This is a genomic window from Seonamhaeicola sp. MEBiC01930, from assembly GCF_045277075.1.
Classification (GTDB): domain Bacteria; phylum Bacteroidota; class Bacteroidia; order Flavobacteriales; family Flavobacteriaceae; genus Seonamhaeicola.
Genome location: NZ_CP104270.1, coordinates 2902255 through 2917779, shown reverse-complemented (window position 1 = coordinate 2917779; position 15525 = coordinate 2902255). Strand labels below are relative to the sequence as shown.

Sequence of the window (15525 nt, the reverse complement as noted above, 5' to 3'; positions counted from 1 at the left end):
TAAAACACATTAATATATCCTATGATATTTGTCATATCAGTAAGCCAAAACAAGGTGTATTAACCTATTTTTAATCAAAGTAAAAAATACAGCGTTGCATAATAATTCATTATTTCAAAAGTTATATTTTAGCATAAATTATTTAATTAATGAGCCGCTACCTCTATTTCACCTTCACAATTATATTTTTAACCCTTTGGAGTTCTTGTCGTCAAGATTTTGAATTTGCACCAAGTACAGGAAACTTAGGTTTTTCTAAAGACACTGTTTATTTAGATACGGTTTTTACTAACATTGGGTCTAGCACGTACAACCTTAAAGTTTACAACAACAGTGGTAATGATATTTCTATACCAACAGTAAGACTAGCTTTAGGTGAAACCTCAAATTACAGATTGAGTATAGATGGGATGGCGGGTAAAGAATTTGAAAATGTAGAGTTATTAGCCAATGACAGCCTTTATATATTTGTTGAATCTACCATTGATATTGCCAGTTTTCCTAACCCAAACGGTGAATATTTATATACAGACCAAATTGAATTTGATTCAGGTTCTAATCAGCAACAAGTAGAATTAGTAACATTGGTAAAAGACGCTGTATTTATATTCCCAAATAGAGATAATACCACTAAGGTTGTAGAAACACTTACCATTGATATTGGTGGGCAACAGGTTGACACAGATTTACAAGGAAGAGAATTGCTAGCATCAGAGCTAACCATGACTAATGAAAAACCTTATGTTATTTATGGGTTTGCGGCGGTTCCAATGGGTGAAACTCTAACCATAGAAGCCGGAGCGCGCTTACATTTTCATGAAAACTCTGGTATAATTGTGAATGACGGCGCTTCATTACATATAAACGGAGGTTTGAGTACCAATCAAGAAGTATTAGAAAACGAAGTTATTCTTGAAGGTGACCGCTTAGAGCCTAATTTTTCTGAAAGACCAGGACAATGGGGAACCATTTGGTTTTTAGATGGTAGCGCAGATAATATGATTAATCATGCCACTATAAAAAATGCATTAGTTGGTATATTATGTGATGGAAACCCAGACGCCGCAACTGATAAACTTACCATAACAAATTCGCAGATTTATAATTCCAGTAACTTTGGTATTTTAGGTAGAAACACCTCTATAAAAGGCGAAAATGTAGTAATTAATAGTGCAGGAGTTTCATCATTTGCGGGAACTTTTGGAGGAAAATATAATTTTACGCATTGTACTCTAACCAATTATTGGAATAATAGTTTTAGGCAATTTCCATCAGTACTTTTAAACAATTTTGTTGTTGATGAAGATGAAAACGTGATTATAACAGATTTAACCGAAGCCAACTTTAATAACTGTATAATTTACGGTAATGACAATCCTGAATTTTTATTAGATGAAGTTGAAGAAGAATCCGTTGCATTTAATTTTAAATTCACAAATTGCTTAGTAAGGTTTCAGGATAATAATAACAATTTTACGGGTCCAAATTACGATTTTGATGACACCTCACATTATGAAGGTATTATCTTTAATGAAGACCCAAATTTTAAAGATCCAGATTTAAATATGTTAATCATTGGTTCTGAGTCAGCTGCAATTAATAAAGGGCAATCAACCTTTGCTAGTCAAGTACCAACAGATATATTAAATGTAAATAGAACTGCAGCTCCAGACTTGGGAGCCTATCAACATATTATTTTTACTGAGGAAGAATAACAAAACAACCTAAAAAGGTTTGAAATAGCTTAGAATAAAGTATGTAATTCTGGATATTCAAACCTTTCAATAATATCAGGCCTGTTACTGTCCTTATGAGAATTGATAACATCATGGCTTACCGAAAAGTATTCAAACCCTCGTGTCTGGTGAATCTTAATTTCATTTTTAAAATCTTCTTCAGTATTTAGATTAAAAAAGTAATTCACATCTTGAGGCTCAAAAGCAAATGTCATACGTTTATGGAATTGACCAATAAATGCATCACTAGTGGTAGTTAACATGGAAGCCGTTAAAGCATGGTCTTGTTTGGTGTAATACCCTAAAACACCAAACAACTCATTATTAGGCCTTCTAACAAACATGGGTATTTTTTTTCCATTTGATGCTGTAAACACTTTAAACATGCCGTCTATTATAAAAACACATTTATGTTCTAATATGGCCACCCGCTTCCAATTGGGTGTTTTAGCTTCAAATAGAGATTCTATTCTAGTATTAATACATCCACCTCCAGTCTTTTTCCAATAGCCTTCAACATCAAAAGAATTAGGTGGAGCAATACTCCAAGTAGCTAATTGAATTTTTTCAGGTTCATGCTCCGTAATAACCATCATTTGTGGCCTTTGAAAACCATTTACATGATGATAAGTAGGAATATGGTCTGCATCAATTAAATCTACACCAAAATCATCTTTTATGGTTTTCCTTCCTTTTTTCTTTTGTGAGGTATGATAGCACATAGAATTATTAATTACACTCTTACAAGTTAATAATTTATAAGAAATCCTATTAAAATTATTTAATTTGTATAATTGTTACAACTGACCCAAATTAACAAATCATTGAACCAATGATAAAAACAAAAAAGACGGGGAAATCATAATTTAGCACAAAAAGAGATGGTACAAGACTATAAAACAATAGACTTATTTGGTAAGTTACTGTTTGAAACTATTATCCTAACTCCACCATATAAAAAGCCAAATTTAATGCCTAACGAGGCTTGTTTTTTGTATATTTTAAAGGGAGAATATGATTCTATTTCTGAAACAGAGCGTCTACAAATTGAAGCCGAAGAATCTCTTTTAATGAAATGTGGTAATTACACCTGTAACATGCTTCCTTCAAAGTCATCAGATACTTATCAGGCCTTAGCTGTACATTTTTACCCTGAAATTTTATTAAAAATTTACGAAAACAAACTTCCTGATTTTCTTACTGAAAAACTTCCTTTAGATATAGGAATGTCAAAATTGAATAGTGATGTTTTAATTCGGAAATATATAGAAGGCATTCTCTTTTATTTTGAAAACCCCAACCTGGTAAATGATGAAATCTTAATTTTAAAACTTAAGGAAATCATTCTTTTACTAAATCAAACCAAAAATGCTCCAGCCATTAGAAGCATTCTTTCTAATTTATTTAACCCTAAATCATATTCTTTTAGAGAAATTATAAAAGCGCACTTTTACTCAAACATTTCACTTGAAGAGCTGGCTATATTAAACAACATGAGTTTATCTACATTTAAAAGAGAATTTAAAAAGATATTTAATACATCTCCCGCTTCTTATTTAAGAGACAAAAAATTAGAAAAATCAATAAAACTACTACTATCTTCAGAATTAAGAACCACAGATATTGCCTATGAATGTGGTTTTGGTAGTGTTTCTCATTTTTCTAAAACTTTCAAGCAACATTACGGTGTTTCACCAACAATTTACAAGTTGACCCATTTAGAAAAATCATTGAACTAATTGTAAAACAGTTCTTCTAAGCTAGTTTTCATCTTTGCCTTATTAATCATTAAAAAGAAAAAGATGAAAAAAGTATTAATTACAGGGTCAAGTAATGGATTTGGATATTTAGCCACGTTAACCTTGGCAAGAAAGGGGTACAAAGTTTGGGCTACCATGAGAGATACAAATGGTAAAAACGCTCAGAAAAAACAGGAATTAGAGTCTATTGCTAATGATGAAAACCTTGCCATTACAGTGGCTGAACTTGATGTAACCAGCGCCATTTCTACCAACACATTAGTTGAAAGAATTATTAAAGAAGATGTTAATCTTGATGTCTTGGTCAATAACGCTGGTATAATGTATGTTGGTATAACAGAGGCCTATAGTTTAGAGCAGGTTGAAGAACAGTTCAACACCAATTTCTTTGGAGTTATAAGAACGTCTAAGGCATTTTTACCACTACTTAAAAAGTCTGATGATGGCTTAATTATCAATATCTCATCATTAGCAGGAAGATTGGTGTTTCCTTACTTTGGTGTGTATTGCGCTAGCAAATTTGCTTTAGAGGCCTACTCAGAATCCCTTAAGTATGAATTAAAACCCTTTGGTGTAGACGTTACTGTTATTGAACCAGGACCATACCCTTCAGGTTTGTTATACAGCGGACCAAAAGAAGATGATACTAAAGTTTTAGAAACTTATGGTGATATGGCTGGAATACCTAAAGCTATGCTTGATAATTTTGGTGAATTTTATAAGAGCGAAAATGCACCAAATCCGCAAGAAATTCCAAATGCCATTCTAAAAGCTATTGAAACAGAAAAAGGTAAAAGACCTATAAGACACGCTGTTGGTATTGACTACAGCACCAACGAATTAAACAGTAAAACAGCACCTATACAGGAAAGTTTGGTTAAAGACGCTTTACAAATGGCTCATTTAATATAAAGAAAAATGAAAAAAACACTAAGAGTTTTTGGCTTTGCTATAGCACTGGTACTTATAACCTCATGCCATAAGCCAAAATCTAAAAAAGTATTGGCAGAAAATTTAAAAAACACAGAACAAATGAACTCAAAAAATGAAGAAATAGTAAACGTAGCCCTAATGTATTTAAAGGATGGAGAAGAAGCACGCTTTGAAGAATACAAGAAAAAAGGTGGCGCCATTTTAGAACAATATGGTGGTAAAATAGAGCGCGTTATTAAACCAACTATGTTGGCAGAAGGTGAATTGGAATTACCAGATGAAATTCACTTTGCAAGCTACCCAAGTATAGAGGTTTTTAACAAGTTTAATGAAGATCCAGAGTTTATAAAAATTAGAAATGAGTATGCTATTCCAGCACTTAGAGATATTTCAGTTTTTACAAGTAAGAACACAGATTTTAAATTTAAAAAGGAAATTGGCGATTCAACAAAAACTTATGGGGTAGCTCTTATTTACTTTAATGAAGGCGAAAAGTATGTAAAACAATTTGAAGACTATCATGATGAAGTTTGTGCTATTATGCCAGAATTTGGAACGCACTTTGAACGTTTTATTGCTCCGTTCCAGTCTAAAGGAACTGTGGCAATGCCAGATGAAATACATCGTTTTTATTTTGATTCTATGGAAGGCTTACAACAAATGGGAACAGACGAAAGAATGCAAGCCCTCTTTCCAAAGAGAGATGCTTCTTTAAATAATCTTTACTTTTTTATTGGTGAAGCTACGCAATAATTCAAATTCATGATTTGTGAAAATAGTGGTTTAAAATATTCTTAAATCGCTTTTTTTAATAGGTATTGTATCAAAAACAATCTAATTTCGTTTTCATTGAACATCAATTAAAATCATTTTAGTTTTAACCCTTATGGCAGAAAAATTTAACCCCGATGACACTTTATCTCCAATAGAATTGGCACAACATTTAAGACAGCCTACCGGTGATATAGGCATACAGATAGGAGACCAAATGAACAAAGGGAATAAACATATTTCCTTAAACACATACAAAGTTCTGAACCCGCATGATGGCAATCATATTTTAGAGATTGGTATGGGTAATGGCTTTTTTATACCAGACTTACTTGCTATGGCAAAAAACCTGTCTTATACAGGCATAGACTTCTCCGCTACTATGGTAAAAGAAGCTAATAGAATTAATGAAGACTTGGTGAATTCAGGAACCGTACAATTTAAATGCGCTTCAATTGAAAACATTCCCTTTCCTGACAATAGCTTTGATTGTATTGCTACGGCAAACACCCTTTACTTTTGGCCACAACCAGAAGATAATTTAAAAGAACTGTTTAGAGTACTTAAGCCTAATGGAAAATTTATATGCGCTTACCGTTCCAAAAGCTGTATGGACAATGTAGATTTTACCCAATACGGGTTTACTAAGTATGACAAGGACTCTGTAGAATCTCTATTCCGTAATTCAGGCTTTATAGATGTGACTACTGAAATTATAAAAGAACCCGAATTAGAGTTTGATGGAAAAACCCATGCTATGGAAGGTATTTTTACAATCGGATTAAAAAACGCTTAAGATTACATGATTTTAGCAAATAAATTGAATATATAGATTAATTAACATCATAAAACTAAGAGCTTGAAAAACTGTTCGTTCCTATTTTTAACCGTGTTATTAGTACTATTTTTAAACGCTTGTACTAATAAAAAAAATAAGGTTGTTGAAGAAGAAAAACTAACTTCAGAGGCTTCTTATCTTGGTCAAAAACCACCAGGTCTTAAGGCTGAATATTTTGCTCCTGGTATTGTTACCACAGAAAATATGGAGTTTTTTGGAAGCTTTACACCTAATTTAAAAGAATTCTATTTTTTAAGAAAAGGCGGAGCATATAAAAAGGCAACCTTAGTGGTTATTGAATATAAAAATAACCAATGGGTGGAGTCTGTGGTTTTACCCATAGGAACCGCTGTTGGTGAACCCACTATTTCTCCAGATGGTAATATTATATACTTAGATTATAGATACATAGAACGTACTAATACCGGTTGGTCATCAATAAAAAGCTTAGGTAAACCGTTTGAAGACATCCCCATTATGCGTCTTACCGCTTCATCATCTGGCACTTATGTTTTTGATGAAAAAGAAGAAATAGGCACTATTAGATATTCTACTATAAAAAACGGAAAACGAGAAGCGCCTAAAGCTTTTAATAGTAACATAAACTCAGGGAAATGGACCGCCCACCCCTTTATTGCACCAGATGAAAGTTATATCATTTGGGATAGTGAACGCGAAAACGGCTTTGGTGAAACAGATTTATATATAAGTTTCCGTGATGAAAATGGGTCTTGGGGACCCGCTATTAATATGGGAGCAGGTATAAATACAGAAAAGAATGAATTATATGGTAGTGTAACACCAGACGGAAAATATCTATTCTTTCACACCTATTTAGGCAAAGGAAAAGCTAACATATCTTGGGTTGATGCCAAAATAATTGAAACCCTAAAACAAAGTAATAGCAACACTGTTAAGTAAACCCTAGGCATGCCATAAATATCTTCATAAGCCATTAGGTAATTTATATTGTTTCTGTACGAAAAATTAGCTAACTTCGTTTAACGTTGGATATAAAAAATATGCAATACAATTTATATCCATAAGACCATTAGGCAACATTTGAAAAAATCAAGATGAGAAAAATAAAAAAAGTAAAAATAACTGGATTTTGGGGAGACAAATCTGTCACTCTTGACTTCAATGATGAAATTAATTTTCTTATTGGACTAAATGGTTCAGGGAAAACAACAATGATAAACTTGATTGCAGCTGCCTTAAAAGCTGATTTCGGGACATTAGATAAATTTCAATATGAAAAAATAAGAATTGATTTTTTTCCATTGAATAAAACAGATAAAAGTTTTATAGAAGTTGAGAAAATCGACAAAGATGATTCGCCTTATCCAAGTATTATTTTTAAAATTAAAACATCTGCAAAGGATAAAATTAAGACGTTCAATCTAAATGAATTAGAAGAAGAACAACTTTTTAGGTATCCGAAAGATTATATAGTCCACAAAAGAAGATTAAGAAGTGGACAGGTTGCTAGGGATATTCATATAGCTTTAAGAGATTTTGTTAATCTAACTTGGCTTTCTATTCATAGAAAAAATAATTTTAATAAAAATGAGGACAGCTATGATTCTACAATTGACCAAAAAGTAAAAGAACTATCATCGGATTTAGTTAAATATTTCGGCATACTTGACAAAAGCTATTCATCCGAAACAGAAAAATTTCAAAAAAACATTTTCTTATCATTAATTAAAGATGATTCAAAGGAAGATGTTTTATCCATTTCTAATGAGTTAGATTCTGATAAAGAAAAAGAATCATTGAAACAGATATTCCTTCTATTTGGGTTAAAGGAAAAAGAATTTAGTGATAAACTCGACTTACATTTTCAGAACTTTGAAACTGCAACAGAGAAACTTGAAAGTAAAGAATCAAGTATTGGTCTAAATGATTTAGCTTCTTTAATAGGCACACGGAGAATTCACACTATAGTTCAAGAATGGAATTCTCTTAATCGTAAAAAAAGTGAAATTAATAAACCAAAGTTTACTTTTATTGAGATTATTAATAGTCTTTTTCAGCGTAAACAAGTATTTATTAATGAAAGAAACGAGTTATTAGTTCAGACACAAAGCAATAAAATCTTTCCATTAACTAGACTCTCTTCTGGAGAGAAACAATTGTTAATAATATTAGGTCAAAGTTTACTTCAAGAAAACAGAAGTCATATATATATTGCAGATGAACCAGAACTATCTCTTCACGTTGAGTGGCAAGAAAAATTAGTAACTAGTTTAAGAAATATAAATCCAAATTCTCAAATTATTTTTGCTACACATTCACCTGATATAGTTGGTAATTTTTCAAAATCAGTAATACAAGTTGAAAAAGTTATCAAATGAGTGTAGTTTTTAGAAGAACAACAAGTGGTTTAAACAACCAACACTTGTTTCATAAAGTGGATATAGTTGTATTTGTAGAAGGTGGTAAATCACAATTTAACAAAACACAAGTTTATAGTGGTAGTTACAATCACGAAACAGAAGACATAATTTTTTGGTCAAAAATATTCGACAATTTTGTTGCTGGTAAAAAACTTAAGTTCAAATCCGTTGGCTCAAAATCAACTATAAAGGATATCGCATTGGATATAATTGATGGGCAAATTAGTACAGTTTTAGTGGCTATGGATAATGAATTTGACGAAGTGCTACAAAAACAATTGTCACATCCAAATATTTATTACACTCACGGTTATAGTTGGGAAAATGACATTTGGAATTCTTCTGTAGTTAAAAGTGTAATTGAAGAATTAACAGCAATTGAAATCCAACATTCTGACATTGAAAACAACTTCAATTCGTTTCTTAAAAATTTAAAAGTTGCAGTATATGCAGACGGTTATTTATTCAAAAAAGAAGCATCTTTTTTTCCACGTAAAAAAAGTCCTTTATTTTGTGTGGATTGCAACCCAACTGACCTTCCTTCAATAAAAAAAGATGAAATTGAAAAACGATTGAATGAGAAAAATTTAAAGAAGTCAACTTTATATTCCTTTGGCAGAAGATATTCAATTGAAACTAATAAACTCTGCTATGGGCATTTATTGGCAGATTATTGTGTTCAAATGATAATGCATTATTTAAAAAATAGACATTCGTTAAAAAATATTTCAAAAGACATAATTTATAGAATCGGAATTAACAAGTTCTTTAATGAACAATTTAACAGCGGAGAAATATTTGAGTATTACGAAGAACAATTTGCAAAAAACGTTGCCTAACAATGTATAAAAATAATAGCGGTTTAATCGCTAAAACAAAAGCATGTAATAGTAGAAAAGGTCTCTGTTTAACCGAAAAGTAAGTGCGAAAAAATCCGCTACTATTCTTATACGAGACGTTAAACGAACCTCTTCAAAACAAAACCACATTCGGTTTAAAGAACTAAGCTTACAAATAGTTGCGTTAGAGATTGCAGCGGCATCCTTTTTAAACCAAAGCAAGTAGACCGGCATTACGAGGAGGTACGACGTAGTAATCTCATTGGTGCTAAGAGATTGCCACAGTAAATTAGAAATTTACTTCGCAATGACGTTTAAAAAGATATAGTGGAAAACCCGACGCAATTTTGGCATAGAGATTCTTTCGTTGTTCTAACGAACTCCTCAGAATGACAAAATTGGGTAACGCCCACAAACAAAAAAGCCTGAAAATAAATTTCAGGCTTTCTTTTATATTTAGAACTCTAAACAGAGATTCTTCACTTCGTTTCACGCGTTCTGAATGACATTAGGCTACAAACAAAGGTCTGTTTGCCATCATACCGTTTACTTTACCTTTTACAGCTTCTAAAACAGCTTCATCTTCATGGTTGGTTACCACTTCATTTACTAAATCTGCAATAGCAACCATATCATCTTCTTTTAAGCCACGTGTAGTTACTGCAGCAACTCCTAAACGGATACCAGAGGTTACAAACGGTGATTTATCATCAAACGGTACCATGTTCTTGTTAACAGTAATATCTGCCTTTACTAAAGCTTCTTCTGCCTCTTTACCAGATACGTCTTTGTTACGTAAATCTATTAGCATACAGTGGTTATCTGTACCATTAGAAATGATTTTATAATCTTTATCTACTAAGGCTTGTGCTAATGCAGAAGCGTTCTTTTTAACCTGTAATTGGTAATGTAAGAACTCATCTGTAAGCGCTTCACCAAAAGCAATAGCTTTAGCAGCAATGATATGCTCTAATGGTCCACCTTGATTTCCTGGGAATACCGCAGAGTTTAATAAAGCCGACATTTTACGAAGCTTTCCGCTTTTTAGTTTTAAACCAAACGGATTATCAAAATCTTCACCCATCATAATCATACCTCCTCTTGGTCCTCTTAAGGTTTTATGAGTGGTAGTTGTTACAATATGACAATGTGGAATAGGATCGTTTAAAATACCTTTAGCAATTAATCCTGCTGGGTGAGATATATCTGCCATTAAAATTGCACCAACACTATCTGCAATTTCTCTAAAACGTTTAAAATCAATATCACGAGAATAAGCTGAAGCTCCTGCAATAATTAATTTTGGTTGTTCTTTGGTTGCTAACTCCTGAATTTTATCATAGTTTAAAACACCAGTTTCCTCATCTACACCATAAAAAGAAGGGCTATATAATTTACCCGAAAAATTTACAGGAGAACCATGTGTTAAATGCCCACCATGAGATAAATCGAATCCTAAAAATTTATCTCCAGGCTTTAAGCACGCAGCAAAAACAGCTGTATTTGCCTGACTTCCAGAGTGTGGTTGTACGTTTACATAAGCAGCACCGAACAATTCTTTAGCTCTATCTATTGCGATTTGCTCTACCTCGTCAACAACTTCACAACCTCCATAATATCTTTTTCCTGGGTAACCTTCGGCATATTTGTTAGTTAAAACAGAACCCGCAGCTTCCATAACTTGTTCACTAACAAAGTTCTCTGATGCAATAAGTTCTATACCATGTAATTGACGCTCTTTTTCAGCTTCAATAAGTTCAAAAATTTGTTCGTCGCGTTGCATAAAATTAAATTATGGTTAATTATGCCGCAAAAATATGAAATAGAATAGTTTTAAACATCAAAAAACTTAGAATTAAGAACAAGTTTTAAACGATTTTATTAACGAACTTATTCGTTTTTAAATTTCTTATATTTAATATGGTTTTTATGAGAAAATAAAAAAAAATATGTAGGTTTGAATAGAATTCAATAATTAAAACAACGTAAGTAGTATGCCATTATCAGCAAATAACCCAGATAGAGTGTCATGGTTACATGTAGATAAACATTCAGATTTCCCTATCCAAAACATTCCTTTTGGAGTGTTTTTAACACGTGATGACATCATAACCATAGGGTCCCGTATTGGTGATACCGCAATAGATCTTGGTGCCCTGCACCAGTTAGGATATTTTGAGGGTATTCCCTTAACGGATGATATTTTTCTACAAGATACTTTAAATGATTTTATTGCTGATGGCAGACAAACATGGCGCGCGGTTAGAAATAGAATAGCCGAAATTTTTGATGCCGAAAATGACCGCTTAAAAAACAATGTAAAACATAAAGAGGTTGTGCTTTTTAGATTGGATGAAATTGAAATGAAATTACCTGTTGAAATTGGTGATTATACCGATTTTTATTCTAGTATAGAACATGCTACCAATGTAGGTACAATGTTTAGAGACCCTGAGAATGCCTTGTTACCAAACTGGCTGCATATTCCTGTTGGGTATCATGGTAGAAGCTCATCAATTATTCCGTCTGGAATTCCTATTCATAGACCACAAGGGCAAACACTACCTCATGGAGCTACAGAACCTGTTTTTGGCCCTAGCAGATTAGTTGATTTTGAATTAGAAATGGGCTTTATTACAACAGATGCTAATGATTTAGGTGAACCTATTCCTATTGAAGAAGCTGAAGAGTATATTTTTGGATTGGTATTATTAAATGATTGGAGCGCTAGAGATATTCAAAAATGGGAATACGTACCATTGGGTCCGTTCTTAGCTAAGAATTTTGCATCATCTATTTCGCCATGGATAGTTACTCTTGATGCCTTAGAGCCTTATAGAGTTGAAAGTCCTAAAGCTATAAAACCGCAATTAGAGTACCTTCAATATAAAGGAAAAAAGAGTTTTGATATTAATTTAGAGGTTTCTATACAACCGAAAGGTGCCAAAGAAACAGTGGTTAGTAAATCTAATTTCAAACATATGTACTGGAACATGTCTCAACAATTAGCACATCATACGGTTAATGGATGTCCGGTAAATTCTGGCGATATGATGGGTAGCGGTACCATTTCTGGACCTACAGAAGACAGTTACGGCTCTATGTTGGAATTAACCTGGAAAGGGGAAAAACCAATTACTATGAAAGATGGTACCGAACGAAAATTTATTAATGACCATGATACGGTTATTATGAGAGGATATTGTGAGAATGATGGTACCCGTATTGGTTTTGGTGAAGTTAAAACGGAATTGTTGCCTGTTTTCACTAAAAAGTAAATAAGTATTTCTCGCAAAGGCGCTGAGACGTAAAGAAAAAAGTTTGAACCATAGACTCAGTTGATAGTCTAGTCCCATATTCCGATGCAATCGGAAGCATCAATCTACAGAAATAATGAGTGAAGGAATGAAGACGCAAAGCAAAGCTTTAAGCGAGAAATTCGGAGAATGAATGGTCTGCAGGAATTTTCTCAGATTGATTTGATTTTTTGATTTTGCTACGCAATGTACTTTCATTCAAAACAGTGTTTTGAATTCAGTAATTCATCAAGACAAAATGAATGGCAAAACACAGTAATTAATGAATATTGCACCATATCGTAATACTTAACTCTCAAAAAGTATTTTATCCACTCATTTAATCGTATTTTTTTGTGTTTAACAAGTATGGTTAATATTTTGGCATCACTATTGAATTGGTTACCCCAAATAACCTAAAATTTTAACCTATGAAAAGATTTCTACTTTTATCTGTAATTTTTACATTCTTGGTGGCTTGTAGTGCTAAAAAGCAAGTAGAACAAGCTGTTAATACTGGTAATTATGACCATGCTATTAGAACTGCGCTTAACAAGCTTAAAACTAATAAAGACAAAAAACGAAAGTACGACTATGTTATTATGCTTCAAGATGCTTACTACAAAGTGGTAGAGCGTGACTTAAACACCATAAAACATCTTAAAAAAGACAATAACCCTGAATTATATAGAGATATTTTTGAGTTATATACCGATTTAAATAATAGGCAAGAAGCCATAAAACCCATTTTACCCTTATTCGTAAATGGCAAGCACATTAGTTTTAACTTTAATGATTACAGCAATGAAATAGTTGAAACTAAGGTGAAACTTTCTGATTACTTATATGTAAAAGGTATTGACTTATTAGAATCAGACCACAAGCCTACCATAAGAGAAGCTTATAGTACTTTAAATTATTTAGAACAAATAAACCCAAATTTTGAAACTACTAGAGCTCTTTTAGATGAGGCGCATGCCAGAGGTATAAACTACGTGTTGGTTTCTATTAATAACCAAACCCAGCAAGTTATTCCGCAACGCTTAGAAGCCGATTTATTAAATTTTGACACTTATGGTTTAAATCAGTTTTGGACGGTATATCATGCTTCTCCTTCAGAAGGTATTGCTTATGATTATACGATGCAATTGCAATTAAAGCGTATCAATATTTCACCAGAACATATTAAGCAACGTGAGTTTATAAGAGAGCGTGAAGTGATTGATGGTTGGGAATATAAAAAAGACAAAAAAGGTGAAGCCGTAAAAGACAGTTTAGGAAACTATATTAAAATTGATAAGATTGTAAAGGTGAAAGCTAGGTATAATGAATTTTCACAAACCAAATCAGCTCAAATAATTGCTGATGTAGTTTATGCCGATTTAAAATCGAATCAGCTAATTGATAAATTCTCTTTTGACAGTGGTTTTGTATTTGAAAATGTATTTGCCAGATATAGAGGAGATAAACGCGCTCTAAACAAACAAGAAAGACGTTTAGTAGATAATAGAAGAGTTCCTTTCCCAAGTAGTGAACAAATGATTTTTGATACTGGTGAAGACCTAAAATTGAAGTTAAAAGATATTATTGCTAAACAACCTTTTAATGGATAAATAAAAAACGCCCAACCAAGTTGGGCGTTTTTTATTTACAATCTATTTCAAGAACTATTTAATCTATATCTCTAACACACCTCACGTAATTATACACATACCTAACATCTCCTTGAGGTCCAAAATATTGAGGATAATCATTGATATCTCCACTCTTAGGGTCACTTCTTTGGCAACCAGCCCCGTGAAGATCTAACAAAACACCATTCATTTTACCTTGACCTTCACCAAACGCAATGTAAGCCGCCGTTGAATACGGATTTACACCATCTAAATGTGTTGTGCTTGTCCAAAAAAATGGATATTGACCAAGATTGCCATCAGGATCCGAGATTTCTGTGGTATCAAAAATTGAATTAATAGCTGGCGAATTAGTGGTTTGCGGTGACCTTGAGTAATCCACAATACTTTGCAATTCCTTGGCATTAGGCAATCGCCAATCAGAATATGAAGCAAGCTCAAGGTTTTCTGCATAGTCCAAAGCAGATTTCCAATTACGTCCAGTGCCATCATCGGCTTTTTGCCACATTAATCCAGTAGCATTATCAGTTACAGTGCCATCATTATTATCAACAAAACTGTTATTTCCATATGCCGTATTTCCGCGAACCAACCTACAATACATAAGATTAGCACTACCTGTGCTTTTTTTAATTTTAGGATAACCCTTAATACGTCCATCTACAAAATTTACTCCAAATACGGTTTCATCTCCGTTCATGGTTAGGCCTACGTATTCTGTTGAAGACCATGTTTGGGCATCAATCTCACGTTCTCCAATACTTACATCTCCCAAAGGTTGATTAAAATAATTGGTGTCAATAAACATTTTAATGGCCTGTTCACCAGAAACTTGACCCGTAAATAAAATAAGTGAATATAATTCTTTAATTGTAGGAACTCTCCAATCTGAATATCCCGCTATGGTTGATGCTTCTGCTTTAGTAAAGGCTGATGAAAAGGTAACTTTATCACCCATATTACTTTCCCACATTAAACCGGTAACATTATCTGTAATTGTTCCATCACCATTATTAGTATACGATGGAATATTTCCTATATAATTAGCATCCTGACCATAAAAATCATCTCCACTATTAAGCGAAGTTGCAATGCCTAAATTAGTGTATAAGTTTGTTACACCAGTATCAACAATAGAATATGAATATTCTAAATTAGTAATAATTTCTTGCGACTCTGCAGATTCCTTTTCGCAACTCAGAATTAGAAAAAGCCCAATAATAAATGTTAGATGCCTATTTTTCATTTTTTTAGTTAAAAATTAGGCTCATTCCCGACATCTACTATGACGAAAATAGTTTATAAAGGTTTAACGG

At 32.7% G+C, this 15525-nt stretch carries 13 protein-coding genes; 10 read left to right on the top strand and 3 right to left on the bottom strand.

From position 1 onward, the window contains the following. Positions 1-149: 149 nt before the first annotated feature. A complete protein-coding gene (locus N1F78_RS12660) occupies positions 150-1715 on the top strand; it encodes a hypothetical protein (protein WP_406683529.1) in 1566 nt (521 codons plus the stop codon). 29 nt (positions 1716-1744) lie between these two features. Here the strand turns inward: N1F78_RS12660 and N1F78_RS12655 are convergent, their stop codons facing one another. After that, positions 1745-2458, bottom strand: a complete 714-nt coding sequence (locus N1F78_RS12655) for an SOS response-associated peptidase family protein (protein WP_406683528.1) — start codon at positions 2456-2458, stop codon at positions 1745-1747. 159 nt (positions 2459-2617) lie between these two features. On the opposite strand from N1F78_RS12655, the gene N1F78_RS12650 reads away from it, so the two are divergent. From N1F78_RS12650 to N1F78_RS12620, 7 genes are all read left to right on the top strand, one after another. Beyond that, complete coding sequence (locus N1F78_RS12650; protein ID WP_406683527.1) at positions 2618-3475, top strand: helix-turn-helix domain-containing protein; 858 nt, start codon at positions 2618-2620, stop codon at positions 3473-3475. Between the two features lie 63 nt (positions 3476-3538). Next, positions 3539-4408 (top strand): SDR family oxidoreductase, encoded by an 870-nt coding sequence (locus N1F78_RS12645; protein WP_406683526.1) that lies wholly within the window; start codon positions 3539-3541, stop codon positions 4406-4408. Between the two features lie 6 nt (positions 4409-4414). Further along, entirely contained in the window at positions 4415-5182 is a 768-nt protein-coding gene (locus N1F78_RS12640; protein ID WP_406683525.1) for a hypothetical protein, read from the top strand. Positions 5183-5315: 133 nt separating this feature from the next. Beyond that, on the top strand, positions 5316-5996 hold the full coding sequence (locus N1F78_RS12635) for a class I SAM-dependent methyltransferase (protein WP_406683524.1): 681 nt from the start codon (positions 5316-5318) through the stop codon (positions 5994-5996). A 93-nt stretch (positions 5997-6089) separates the two neighbouring features. Continuing rightward, the gene (locus N1F78_RS12630) at positions 6090-6959 is read left to right on the top strand and encodes a hypothetical protein (RefSeq protein ID WP_406683523.1); all 870 of its coding nucleotides are present in this window, start codon (positions 6090-6092) and stop codon (positions 6957-6959) included. A gap of 155 nt (positions 6960-7114) precedes the next feature. Then, a complete protein-coding gene (locus tag N1F78_RS12625; RefSeq protein ID WP_406683522.1) occupies positions 7115-8398 on the top strand; it encodes an AAA family ATPase in 1284 nt (427 codons plus the stop codon). Between the two features lie 56 nt (positions 8399-8454). Further along, complete coding sequence (locus N1F78_RS12620; protein ID WP_406683521.1) at positions 8455-9279, top strand: DUF4435 domain-containing protein; 825 nt, start codon at positions 8455-8457, stop codon at positions 9277-9279. A gap of 508 nt (positions 9280-9787) precedes the next feature. Here the strand turns inward: N1F78_RS12620 and glyA are convergent. Further along, on the bottom strand, positions 9788-11062 hold the full coding sequence (gene glyA, locus N1F78_RS12615; protein ID WP_406683520.1) for a serine hydroxymethyltransferase: 1275 nt from the start codon (positions 11060-11062) through the stop codon (positions 9788-9790). A 211-nt stretch (positions 11063-11273) separates the two neighbouring features. Between glyA and fahA the strand changes: the two genes are divergently transcribed. Together fahA and N1F78_RS12605 are read left to right on the top strand one after the other, a co-directional pair. Beyond that, positions 11274-12557, top strand: coding sequence for a fumarylacetoacetase (gene fahA / locus N1F78_RS12610; protein ID WP_406683519.1), 1284 nt, complete (start codon positions 11274-11276; stop codon positions 12555-12557). A 449-nt stretch (positions 12558-13006) separates the two neighbouring features. Next, a complete protein-coding gene (locus N1F78_RS12605; RefSeq protein ID WP_406683518.1) occupies positions 13007-14188 on the top strand; it encodes a hypothetical protein in 1182 nt (393 codons plus the stop codon). A gap of 58 nt (positions 14189-14246) precedes the next feature. Here the strand turns inward: N1F78_RS12605 and N1F78_RS12600 are convergent, their stop codons facing one another. After that, positions 14247-15455, bottom strand: coding sequence for a DUF1566 domain-containing protein (locus N1F78_RS12600; protein WP_406683517.1), 1209 nt, complete (start codon positions 15453-15455; stop codon positions 14247-14249). Between the last annotated feature and the right edge of the window lie 70 nt (positions 15456-15525).

Excerpts from the sequence above, each read along its gene's own strand:
- N1F78_RS12660 (WP_406683529.1), top strand. The coding sequence starts at position 150 with ATGAGCCGCTACCTCTATTTCACCTTCACAATTATATTTTTAACCCTT.
- N1F78_RS12655 (WP_406683528.1), bottom strand. The coding sequence starts at position 2,458 with ATGTGCTATCATACCTCACAAAAGAAAAAAGGAAGGAAAACCATAAAA.
- N1F78_RS12650 (WP_406683527.1), top strand. The coding sequence starts at position 2,618 with ATGGTACAAGACTATAAAACAATAGACTTATTTGGTAAGTTACTGTTT.
- N1F78_RS12645 (WP_406683526.1), top strand. The coding sequence starts at position 3,539 with ATGAAAAAAGTATTAATTACAGGGTCAAGTAATGGATTTGGATATTTA.
- N1F78_RS12640 (WP_406683525.1), top strand. The coding sequence starts at position 4,415 with ATGAAAAAAACACTAAGAGTTTTTGGCTTTGCTATAGCACTGGTACTT.
- N1F78_RS12635 (WP_406683524.1), top strand. The coding sequence starts at position 5,316 with ATGGCAGAAAAATTTAACCCCGATGACACTTTATCTCCAATAGAATTG.
- N1F78_RS12625 (WP_406683522.1), top strand. The coding sequence starts at position 7,115 with ATGAGAAAAATAAAAAAAGTAAAAATAACTGGATTTTGGGGAGACAAA.
- glyA (WP_406683520.1), bottom strand. The coding sequence starts at position 11,062 with ATGCAACGCGACGAACAAATTTTTGAACTTATTGAAGCTGAAAAAGAG.
- fahA (WP_406683519.1), top strand. The coding sequence starts at position 11,274 with ATGCCATTATCAGCAAATAACCCAGATAGAGTGTCATGGTTACATGTA.
- N1F78_RS12605 (WP_406683518.1), top strand. The coding sequence starts at position 13,007 with ATGAAAAGATTTCTACTTTTATCTGTAATTTTTACATTCTTGGTGGCT.
- N1F78_RS12600 (WP_406683517.1), bottom strand. The coding sequence starts at position 15,455 with ATGAAAAATAGGCATCTAACATTTATTATTGGGCTTTTTCTAATTCTG.